General features: G+C 67.4%; 12 protein-coding genes and 1 pseudogene. 7 read left to right on the forward strand and 6 right to left on the reverse strand.

Annotated elements, in window-relative coordinates; translation table 11 throughout:
* A partial coding sequence (locus PO768_RS26380) for an NUDIX domain-containing protein (protein WP_272648427.1) occupies nt 1-423 on the forward strand: 423 nt, incomplete at its 5' end.
* 138 nt (nt 424-561) lie between these two features.
* Here the strand turns inward: PO768_RS26380 and PO768_RS26385 are convergent.
* Nucleotides 562-2,073, reverse strand: a complete 1,512-nt coding sequence (locus tag PO768_RS26385) for a hypothetical protein (protein ID WP_272648428.1) — start codon at nt 2,071-2,073, stop codon at nt 562-564.
* A gap of 197 nt (nt 2,074-2,270) precedes the next feature.
* Here PO768_RS26385 and PO768_RS26390 point away from each other — a divergent pair, with 197 nt between their 5' ends.
* Nucleotides 2,271-3,275, forward strand: a complete 1,005-nt coding sequence (locus tag PO768_RS26390; protein WP_272648429.1) for a hypothetical protein — start codon at nt 2,271-2,273, stop codon at nt 3,273-3,275.
* Between the two features lie 172 nt (nt 3,276-3,447).
* Here PO768_RS26390 and PO768_RS26395 read toward each other — a convergent pair whose 3' ends face one another.
* The 4 genes from PO768_RS26395 to PO768_RS26410 are packed head-to-tail and all read right to left on the reverse strand — an operon-like array spanning nt 3,448 to nt 6,385.
* Nucleotides 3,448-3,999: a hypothetical protein gene (locus PO768_RS26395; protein WP_272648430.1), complete on the reverse strand. Its 552-nt coding sequence runs from the start codon at nt 3,997-3,999 to the stop codon at nt 3,448-3,450.
* 11 nt (nt 4,000-4,010) lie between these two features.
* The gene (locus tag PO768_RS26400) at nt 4,011-4,634 is read right to left on the reverse strand and encodes a hypothetical protein (RefSeq protein ID WP_272648431.1); all 624 of its coding nucleotides are present in this window, start codon (nt 4,632-4,634) and stop codon (nt 4,011-4,013) included.
* Nucleotides 4,631-5,602, reverse strand: a complete 972-nt coding sequence (locus PO768_RS26405; RefSeq protein ID WP_137945490.1) for an MlaD family protein — start codon at nt 5,600-5,602, stop codon at nt 4,631-4,633. Before PO768_RS26405 ends, PO768_RS26400 begins: the two co-directional genes overlap by 4 nt.
* 3 nt (nt 5,603-5,605) lie before the next feature.
* A complete protein-coding gene (locus tag PO768_RS26410) occupies nt 5,606-6,385 on the reverse strand; it encodes an MlaE family ABC transporter permease (protein ID WP_272648432.1) in 780 nt (259 codons plus the stop codon).
* 56 nt (nt 6,386-6,441) lie between these two features.
* On the opposite strand from PO768_RS26410, the gene PO768_RS26415 reads away from it, so the two are divergent.
* The 5 genes from PO768_RS26415 (at nt 6,442) to PO768_RS26435 (ending at nt 8,825) form a co-directional block, all read left to right on the forward strand.
* On the forward strand, nt 6,442-6,717 hold the full coding sequence (locus PO768_RS26415; protein WP_272648433.1) for a putative signal transducing protein: 276 nt from the start codon (nt 6,442-6,444) through the stop codon (nt 6,715-6,717).
* Between the two features lie 66 nt (nt 6,718-6,783).
* Nucleotides 6,784-7,419: a LysE family translocator gene (locus PO768_RS26420; protein WP_272648434.1), complete on the forward strand. Its 636-nt coding sequence runs from the start codon at nt 6,784-6,786 to the stop codon at nt 7,417-7,419.
* A 107-nt stretch (nt 7,420-7,526) separates the two neighbouring features.
* A complete protein-coding gene (locus PO768_RS26425; protein ID WP_272648435.1) occupies nt 7,527-7,844 on the forward strand; it encodes a DnaJ family domain-containing protein in 318 nt (105 codons plus the stop codon).
* Nucleotides 7,844-8,356, forward strand: coding sequence for a DUF2939 domain-containing protein (locus PO768_RS26430; RefSeq protein WP_137945484.1), 513 nt, complete (start codon nt 7,844-7,846; stop codon nt 8,354-8,356). The genes PO768_RS26425 and PO768_RS26430 overlap by 1 nt, the downstream gene beginning before the upstream one ends.
* Nucleotides 8,357-8,384: 28 nt before the next feature.
* A complete protein-coding gene (locus tag PO768_RS26435; protein WP_272648436.1) occupies nt 8,385-8,825 on the forward strand; it encodes a DsrE family protein in 441 nt (146 codons plus the stop codon).
* Between the two features lie 21 nt (nt 8,826-8,846).
* Here the strand turns inward: PO768_RS26435 and PO768_RS26440 are convergent.
* Nucleotides 8,847-9,300: pseudogene (locus tag PO768_RS26440) on the reverse strand (glutamate--cysteine ligase); the annotation flags it as partial.

A 9,300-nucleotide genomic window follows, 5' to 3' on the forward strand; every position in this document is an offset into this window, starting at 1 on the left:
TGCCGATCCGAGGTGGCCGGATTACGCCGATCAATGACAGCGCTGGTGGATGGCGAGCACATCCTGCTGGTGGACCACCGCAATGCGCGCCTGTGGCTGCCCAGCGGCGGCCATGTTGAGCCGCTGGAGCCGCCGCGCCGCACCGTGGCGCGCGAGCTGGCCGAGGAGCTGGGCCTAGTGCTGGATGAGTCCGAGGTCGGCCCGCCGCGCTTTCTCACCTGCACCACCACGGTCGGCCTGACCGCCGGCCATGAGGATGTGTCGCTCTGGTACGTCCTGCAAGGCGACCGCCATGCGCCGTTGACGCGTTTCGATGCGGGCGAGTTCGAGGCCGTGCGCTGGTTTGCTTTTGACGAGGTGCCGCTGCAGCGCAGTGATCCGCATATGAGGCGGTTCTTGAGCAAGCTGCGGGGCGGGGGTTAATGTGGCAAGTAGGCTTGCGAGCGATGGTACGGTGCGCGCGTTTGGGCTGGGGCAGGCCTTCGATTTCGAGATGGATTTGGCTCTGCTAGATGGGAGACTTGATCGCAGCGCCGCTCAGCCTCGCTGGCGTTGCTTCCACTATGAAGTTGCCTTTGATGTCTTGATGAGCTCTAAGAGCTTCTTGACCTCATCGACACTGAGCTTCTCCAATAGCTGCATGGCGGGTAGCTTTTCAGAATGGTTACCGTCCAAGGTCTTGGATGCATTGAACGTCACCGCGTCAATGGTCTTCGCGATCAACTCACGTTGCAGTTCATCTGCATCAACCTTGAGATCCTGAAGCTGCTTCTTGTAGCTCTCATATGATGACGCAAGGGCCTGCTTATGGGCGTACTCCTGTTGGAGTCGCTCATATTGGCTTCGCCGCGTTGCCGAGAAGATCGCGAACCAAATGACTGGCAGGAGGATGGGAATGCGCGTCAGCACAGTGAGGAGCAGCTCTTCCCAATTCCGGCCTTTCACGAACTCGATATGGAACGGCGAGAACGTGACAGCGTCGATGACCACCACCAGGCCACAGAGCAGCAAAACAAGGAGCGCGATATAGAACGCCTTGGTGTACTGCTTGACGGGACCTTCGAATTGCTTGCTGAGGGCCTGGTAGGCCGTTGCGAGACCAGCGCTGGCCGCACCCGGTAGCAGCCCGTCGATTTTCTCAAACAGGGTGCGATGGCGCGTTTGCTGCTCTGCTTCGTACTTGGTAAGTTGATTCAGCCGAGCGTCGAGTTCCTGTTCCAAGCCGTCTCGCGGCATATCGTCGTCATCCGAGATTGGGCGACCGAAGATCTTTTGGTAAAAACGCGAAAGTTCCTTGTGTTTGAGGGTGATTGCGTCCAATAGATCTGAGAAATCTTTGACTTGACGGGCGATGTCTGTTTCTGCAACCTCAGCCACTGCAACTGCCGACTTGTGTTTTGCGGCAACTTCCACATGTAGCGCCTCAATTGCTCGTTGGTCTTTCTGAGTGGCGTCGACCATTTGTTTCATGTAGTCCGCCGCAGGGGGCGCGTCGCCAACTCCTTCGAACAGATATGCGTCAAAGGCCCTCACGCGTTGCTCGATGACTTCCAGCGCTTCCTGATGCCCCTGGCTCTTGGCAACTGCAGCGGACAGGGTGGACAAAGCCTCTGTGCCCTTGGCTTGCATGCTCGCTGCGTAGCCTTCGACATGTTCAGCGAAAGCGCGCACGGCATCGCTGTGAGCTTCGATAGCCTCTGCCGGCGTGACCATGTAAGGTCGGAAGTAGGTGAGCAAATTGTCCGCATGTTCATTCGCCTGAACCAGGTGTGCCTGATTGCGATTCGATTCGTAAGCTTGAACCTGTGCCATGCATGCGTCGATTTGAGCCTGCGCGGTTGACCATACTGACCGAGGTGTCAGCTCAAGATCCACATCCGAAATGATCCTATCGACGAATGCCAAGGCCTTGCGAAGCCTGGCAAGCTCTTCCACGGTTGGTGCAATGGTTTCGTCGTCAGCCTCTAATTTCCACACGGCGCCAAGCAAAGCATCCCAGTTGGTCTTGAATGGGGTTTGCTGGAACTCCTGAATCCACCTTGTCATTTGTGTCATCCCCTTGTGTTGCGACATGTTACACAGCGTGTCTTGCCCTACCCCGGAGGTGCCGCTGACGCAAGCCGATGGTCAGACTTGATCCCTAGTCAAGACCTGACCCCGATCCACCTCGGCCATCAGACCGCCACACGGCTCACCCTTGCTTGATATGCTCGCGCCCGCCCGCAGACGCTTGCACCAGAGCGCGCCGGGCATCAGCGGAGGGCGTGTCGATGGCGGAGTCGGGAGCGGCCAAGGGCCGGAAAGTGAAGCGGCAGCTGCAGCCACAGCTGCCCCTGCAGGACGAGCTGGACTACAGGCTGAGCTGCACCCTGGACCGCTTGGCGATCTTTCAGGGCGAGTTGGGCGAGGCGGGCAGCGAAGTCACGTTTTTCCTGGCCCGGTCGTCCTGTCATCAGAGCGTGGCCGTGCTGCGGCTGGCGCGCGGTGAAGCGGACGAAGCCTTGCAGGCCTTGCGCGAGGCGCTGCAGGCGGCCGAGCTCTCGATCAGCCATGTGCAAGGCCTGGGCGAGCGCCTGTTCCAGAACAGCTACCGCGCCTTCGCGATTGCGCTGATGCTGGGCGATGCCGGCAAGGCCGATGAGTACGCCCGTGTGATCTGCGGCTTGCGAGGCCAGGTGGCGCATGACGACCTGTACAACAGCGTCGAACAGAGCTACCTGCGCGCGGCCTACGAAGCCCTGGCCGATCTCTGGCTGGGCCAGCCGCCGCAATGGAGCTATGTGCGGCCCTGCCTGGACCGCCTGCTGGCCCGCAAGCGAAGCCATCAGCTCTGGTTGATGCCCGGCCTGCCTGAGGCGCTGGAAGCGGTGGCTGCCGGAGCGACGCAGGCGGCGGTCGTGGCACTGGGCCAGATGCTCGATGAACACCACCGCCAGATGGCGACCTACAACAGCTATCTGGACAGCGCCAGCGAGGCGCTGATCTGCCCGCTGGCCTTGCTGCTGGTGGCGGTGGCCGGTCGGCGGGGCCTGGAGCTCAAGCCGCTGCTGGCCGAACGCTCGCAGCGCCGGGTGCTGCTGCGGCCGCTTGATGGCCGCCATCGCCCCGAGGTGCCGGCCGGCGCCAAGGCGGCCATCGACGTGGACTATCTGCCCGAGCTGTTCCTGCGCGCCTGGCGGCCAGCGGCGCAGGACCGACCGGAGGACGCAAACCGGGGGACGGAGCAAACCGAGAGTCCAACGACGAGCGGGGTCGGGTCTTCCGTTTCCCGGTAGACGTTTGGTTCTGCAATAGAGGAGACTTGACCCTCAGCCGGGAACCCAGAGCCGGTGCGGCGGGCTGCAAAAGCGATTCCAGGCTTGAAGCTGGACAGGTATCGCGTGCAGTTCGCGTTTCAGGGGGCTACGGTCACAGTCGTGAGAGAAGGCCCGCGACATGCGAGCACTTCTAGCGCAGATGGCGCGAGATCTCCAGCGCATCGGCCCGAAACCAGCGTGCTGTCTTGCTGCGCCCGCACTGCAACACCAGGTGTTCGACGCGCTGGGCCGGCGCCAGCTGCGGCAGCACCTGTTGCCAGCGCAGGATGCGGGTGCGATAGCCGTCGGTGTCGCCCTCGATGTACTCATGCACCTGGTCGGGGGGGCCGTACAGGGCCTTGAGCCCGGTGCTGAGCTGGTCGCAGCGCGGGTGGCGCGCCGGGCTCAGGACCTTGCCATCGGCGGCCTGCACGGCCGGGCGCTCGAAACCCAGCCGCAGCCGCCCCTGGCCCGAGCCATCGGGACTGGCGATCTGGATGCTGTAGATGTGATCGTGCGAGCGCTCGGACGGCAGCGTCATGTAGCTGCTGCCCGTCGCATCCTGAGGGTAGCGCTGGCGCAGCTGTGCCGCCGTGGTGTCCAGACTCAACCCGGCAAAGCCATAGGGCATGGGCGTCGGCTCGGCCCGCAGGCCGCTGCTTGCCAGCACCAAGACCGCTGCTGCCCCGAGCCAGTTGCCCATGGTGCCGCGACTCATTGGGGGCCCAGCACCAGCGCGATGCGGCGCCGCGCTCGCTCGGCGCCCGCCGCATCCCCCGCCGCCTGTGCTTGCCTGAGCTGCTGATGCAACCAGGCCAGCAGCGGCCTGCGCCAGCCCTGGGCCGAGGCGGTGTCCACCGCCAGTGCCGCATCGACCGCTTCGCCGCGCCGCAGCCGCACGCCCATGGACACCAGCCGCGCCAACGGGTCGGCGATGGCGGCCGGCTGGGCCTGGCGCTGCGCCTCGGGCAGCAGGGTCAGGTCTTGTTGTTCGTCGCTGCGGCCGGTCAGATAGGCGGCATAGGCGCGCTCGGCCGGGCCGGCATCGGCGGCCAGCGGGGCGAGGCCGGGGCACTGGTCGTCGAACTCCAGGCTGGCCACGCGCGCGGCGCATTCGGTCAGCAGGGCGCGGGCCAGCAAGTCGGCGCGGCCGGTGCGGGCCAGCTCGGCGCGGGCGCGCTCGAAGTCCAGGCCCGCGACCCGGCTGTTGCCGGCCAGATAGGCCGCAGTGGCGCGCTCCAGCGCGCTCTTGGCATTCATCTGCCAGTCGGGCGGCGGCGGGCCGCTGGCGCAGCCGGCCAAGAACGCGATCAGGCAGACCAGGCCGAGACGCTTCATGGCAGTTTGATTTCGGTGTCGCGCTTGAAGGGCCAGCGCCGGTTGACCTCGTTGAGCAGCTGCTCGACCTTGCGCAGGCTGGCCTCGACCTCGGCGCGCAGCTGGCCCAGGTCTTCGGTGGCGGCGCGGGTGTTGCCGGTGATGCCTTGCACGTCCTGCAGAATGGCCTCGACCTTCTTCAGGCTGGCGCGGGCTTCGCCCAGCAGGCTATTGAGCTGGGCCACGGTGGCGCGGCTGTCGCGCACCAGGCCCTGCTCGCCGAAGACCTGGCTGTCGGCCTTGGCGACCAGGCCGTCCAGGCGCGCCAGCAGCGTGTTGGTGCGGTCCAGGGTCTGGATGATCTTTTTCGCGTCCTGCTCATCGCCCATCAGCGCGCCGAGCGCGCCGCCCGGGCCGTTCAGGCGCGCGGTGGTGGCCTGGACATTGCGCAGCGTCTGGTTCAGCGGCGCATCGTCGGCGGTGATGGCGCTGAGATTGGCCAGCAGGTCGCGCACGCCGGCCATCAGGCGCGGGATCTCGGCGGCGGCGTCGCCGATCAGCACCTCGCGCTCGGCGCCGTCGGGCAGCGGCGGGTCGGCCAGGATGCCGCTGTAGGCGCGGATGCGCGGCGCGCCGACCAGGCCGCTCTCCATCGTGAACACGCTGCTGCTGCGCAGCCAGCGCGCGTCCTTGAGCGGTACATCGATGACGATGCGGGCCTTGCCGGCATCGGACAGCTCGATGCGCCGCACCCGGCCGATCGCGAAGCCGGCGAAGCTCAGATCCATGCCGACGACCACGCCCTCGGCGCTGTCGGCCACCAGCACCAGGGTCTGGGCTCGCTCGAAGGCGCCGCGCGCATACAGCACATAGGCCACCGCCGCCGCCAGCAGCAGGGCCACGGCCAGCAGCAGCAGCCGGGCCTTCAGGTCCAGGTTGGCAACCGGCGGCGGGGCGTCGCTGGGGGGCAGGTCTTGCTTGTCCGTCATGACTCAATAGTAGTTGCCCACCAGGGACAGCAGCTCGATCAGCAGCACCACGGCCAGCAGCCGCGCCAGCCGGGCGATGTCGGCGCGGCCGGCCAGGCTTTCCTCGCGGGCCAGCGGCACCATCGGGATGATGGCCACGGCCAGGCTCAGCAGCAGCGTCTTGAGGCCGAAGATCAGCACGATCACCGGGCTGAACACCTGGCCGACGGTGCGGGTGAAGCCCTCGACACCCCAGCCGCTGAAGCCGTAGACGGCCAGATAGCTGAGCACCAGTGTGATGAAGCTGCTCAAGAGGGTCAGCGTGATCGCGGCGAACACGCCGGCCAGCGCGCGCGGCAGCACCTCGTCGCGCAGCGGGTCGAGGCCGCGCGCCAGCGCCGCCTTGTGCAGGCCCTGCTGGCGCTGGCGGCGCACCTGCTCGGCGGCCGGCAAGGTGTAGCGCACGGCGGCGAACAGCGCGGCCGACAGCGGGATCAGCTCCAGCACCAGGGTGCGCACCAGCACGTCCAGCGCATAGCGGCTCAGCCCATAGCTCAGCGCGGTGGCCAGCACGATGCGGATGACGATCTGCGCGGCGACCGCCGAGGCGATCGCAAAGCCCGGCAGCAGCGGCGCGGTAGCCAGGTACAGAGTGCGCAGCATCAACTGGCGTTGCGAGCGGCGGTAGCTCGACGGCGCCAGCGCCAGCACCAGCAGGCGCGCGCCGAAATGCAGCAGCCGGCCCCAGCTGGCGAGCCAGGCCCAGAGGGTTTGCAGCGGCGCGATGTGTGCGGTGTGGAGCATGGTGTGCAGTCTATTGTGCGTGCTGGCCGGAGCGGGCTGGGGTAAGCTGGCTCGCCATGAGCCGTATCACCTTGCGCCAGCTGGACAGTGCCATCGAGGGCCACCTCTTGCTGGGCCTGTTGCGGCAGCAGGGCCTGGAGGCCTGGCTGCTGGGCGAGCATCTGCTGGGCGGGGTCGGTGAGCTGCCGGCCTGCGGCCTGCTGCGCCTGGTGGTGGACGAGGCCGACCAGACCCGCGCCGAGGCGGTGCTACAGGACTGGGATGCGGCAACGCCGCTGCCTGACGAAACGTCGCTCGATTTCAGCGGTGACGAGGGGCTGCGACCCGCATGAGCGTCGAACCGGGCGAGCGCCCATGACCATCGTCCGGCCTTGCCGCAGGGATTACAGTCACTCACCATGCTCGGCACCCAAGACCTGCCCCTGTTCATCATCTCCGGCCTGCTGCTGAATATCGCGCCGGGGCCGGATTCCATCCTGATCATGACGCGCAGCGCCACCCAGGGCTGGCGCGCCGGCTCGGCGGCGGCGCTGGGCATAGGCGCGGGCACCTGCGTGCATGTGCTGGCGGCGGCGCTGGGCCTGTCGGCGCTGCTGGCGGCCTCGAGCTGGGCCTTCACCGTGATCAAGTGGGTGGGCGCGGCCTATCTGGTCTGGATCGGGCTGCAGATGCTGCTGAGCCGCCAGCAGACCGGCCCGGCCACGCCAGCAGCACTCACCCCGGCCTTGCCCTACCGCAAGATCTTCGCCCAGGGCTTTCTGACCAATGTGCTGAACCCCAAGGTGGCGCTGTTCTTCCTGGCCTTTGTGCCGCAGTTCATCGCACCGGAGGCGCCGCACAAGGCCCTGGCCTTCATCCTGCTGGGCGCGATCTTCAACCTCAACGGCATGCTGTGGTGCCATTTCCTGGCGGTCTCGACCGCGCTGGCCAGCCAGCGCCTGCGCCTCGGCGCCGGGTTGGCGCGCTGGCTGAACCGGGGCATCGGCGCGCTGTTCCTGTCCTTCGGCATCAAGCTGGCCCTGTCGGAAAGCTAGGGTGCTCGCGATGACGCTCGATGAAGAGATTGCCCGCAAGCTGCGCGAGGCCGCCGCCTCCGGCGAACTGGCCGCGGCCGAGGGCTATGGCCGGCCGTTCGACGAGGATGAGGGTTGGCACGCGACGCCCGAGGCGCTGCGCATGCCCTNAACTGGCCGCGGCCGAGGGCTATGGCCGGCCGTTCGACGAGGATGAGGGTTGGCACGCGACGCCCGAGGCGCTGCGCATGCCCTTCAAGATCCTGAAGAACGCCGGTTATGCACCGCCCGAGGTCGAGCTGTTTCACGAGCGGGCGCGTCTGCGCGCTGCCGTCGAGCTGGCGACCGACGCGGATGAGCGCCAGCGCCTGCGGCGCACACTCAGCGAGCTCGAGCAGTCGCTGGCGCTGCGGCTGGAATCGCTGCGCGTCAACGCCAGCCTGTGATGCGGCGCCGGCACCAGCTGAGCCTTGCGGCCGCCCTGCTGGCCGGCCTGTGCTTCTACGCCACGCCTTATCTGGCCCTGCACCAGATCCGCAGCGCGGCGGCGGCGCAGGACGCCGCCAAGCTGGCCGGCTATGTCGATTTCCCGGCGCTGCGCCAGAGCCTGAAGACCGGGGTGCGGGCGCGCCTGATCGGCGATCAGCGCAACGAGCGGGGTGAGCCGACCCCGGCCAATGTGCTGGGCGCGGCGGTGGCCGGCGCCTTGCTGGGCCCGATGGTGGACAGCCTGATCACGCCCGAAAGCCTGGCCCGGCTGCTGCAAGGCCAGCAGCCGGTGGCCGCCGTCACCGGCATGGCCGGCGAGCCGCCCGGCACGCTTCAGACCCGCATGGCTTATGAGGGCGCCGACCGCTTTGTCTTCAGCGTCAGCAAGCCGGACGAGGAGCCGGTCGACCTGGTGCTCAGGCGCGACGGCCTGCTGCACTGGAAGCTGGCCGAGCTGCGCCTGCCCTGATGTCCGACTCACCCACGGAGAGACCGCGATGAACACCCGAAGAACCGCCCTGCTGGCCGGCCTGGCGCTGGCCCTGCCCATGTCCACCATCGCCCAGACCGCCGCTGCGGGCGACAAGGTCGTCTATCACATCGACAACGCGGCCCTGCAGGCCACCAAGGGCTTGCGCAATATCCGCAACCATCTGGACGTGGCGCCCGACACCCGTATCGTCGTCGTGACCCATGCCGAGGGCGTGGACTTCCTGCTGGAAGGCGCCAAGGACAAGAACAACCCGAATATCGACTACGCGCCCCTGGTCTCGGCCCTGGTGGCGCGCGGCGTCAAGTTCGAGGTCTGCGAGATCACCTTCAAGAACCGCAACCTCGACAAGGAGGCCTTCGTGATGGACGCCGCGTTCACGCCTTCCGGCGTGGTCCGGGCGGCGCGGCTGCAGACGCGCGAGGGCTATGCCTATCTGAAGCCCTGAGCGGGCCGGGCCGGTGGCCGTTCAGACAAACAGGCTTTGCGGCGCCAGATAGCGCTGCCGATAGCTCTCGAAGTCCATCACATCGGCGGCCTCGATGCGGCGCTGCTCGGCCACCGAGGCCTCGGCCATCGCGGCAAAGCGCTGCTGCAACTCGGGGCCGAAGGGCAGGGCCAGCAGGGCCTGGCGGGTCTGCTCGGATTGGGCGCGGATGAAGGCCACATGGCTGTCGCCGAAGTCCTGCGCCATCGCGGCCAGCACCCGGGCCGAGGGGCTGCGCTCGGGCTGGGCCAGGGTCAGGCGGGCATCGGCCAGCGCCGCCTGGTAGGCTCCCCCGCCATGGGCCGCATCGAGGGCCGCCGCAATCGGCGCGCAGCCGTCCAGCAGCTCGGCACCCCAGTCGGCCAGCGTGATCTCCGCGCCGCCGCGGGCCAGGCGCAGGCCGGGCTCGCGGCCGCGGGCGGCGGTCAGGTGCTGG

It is taken from the genome of Paucibacter sp. XJ19-41 (assembly GCF_028462495.1).
GTDB lineage: Bacteria > Pseudomonadota > Gammaproteobacteria > Burkholderiales > Burkholderiaceae_C > Roseateles_E.

Coding starts and splice junctions, on each gene's coding strand:
- PO768_RS26390 (WP_272648429.1), top strand. CDS start 2,271: ATGGCGGAGTCGGGAGCGGCCAAGGGCCGGAAAGTGAAGCGGCAGCTG.
- PO768_RS26385 (WP_272648428.1), bottom strand. CDS start 2,073: ATGTCGCAACACAAGGGGATGACACAAATGACAAGGTGGATTCAGGAG.
- PO768_RS26435 (WP_272648436.1), top strand. CDS start 8,385: ATGAACACCCGAAGAACCGCCCTGCTGGCCGGCCTGGCGCTGGCCCTG.
- PO768_RS26400 (WP_272648431.1), bottom strand. CDS start 4,634: ATGAAGCGTCTCGGCCTGGTCTGCCTGATCGCGTTCTTGGCCGGCTGC.
- PO768_RS26430 (WP_137945484.1), top strand. CDS start 7,844: ATGCGGCGCCGGCACCAGCTGAGCCTTGCGGCCGCCCTGCTGGCCGGC.
- PO768_RS26420 (WP_272648434.1), top strand. CDS start 6,784: ATGCTCGGCACCCAAGACCTGCCCCTGTTCATCATCTCCGGCCTGCTG.
- PO768_RS26410 (WP_272648432.1), bottom strand. CDS start 6,385: ATGCTCCACACCGCACACATCGCGCCGCTGCAAACCCTCTGGGCCTGG.
- PO768_RS26395 (WP_272648430.1), bottom strand. CDS start 3,999: ATGGGCAACTGGCTCGGGGCAGCAGCGGTCTTGGTGCTGGCAAGCAGC.
- PO768_RS26405 (WP_137945490.1), bottom strand. CDS start 5,602: ATGACGGACAAGCAAGACCTGCCCCCCAGCGACGCCCCGCCGCCGGTT.
- PO768_RS26415 (WP_272648433.1), top strand. CDS start 6,442: ATGAGCCGTATCACCTTGCGCCAGCTGGACAGTGCCATCGAGGGCCAC.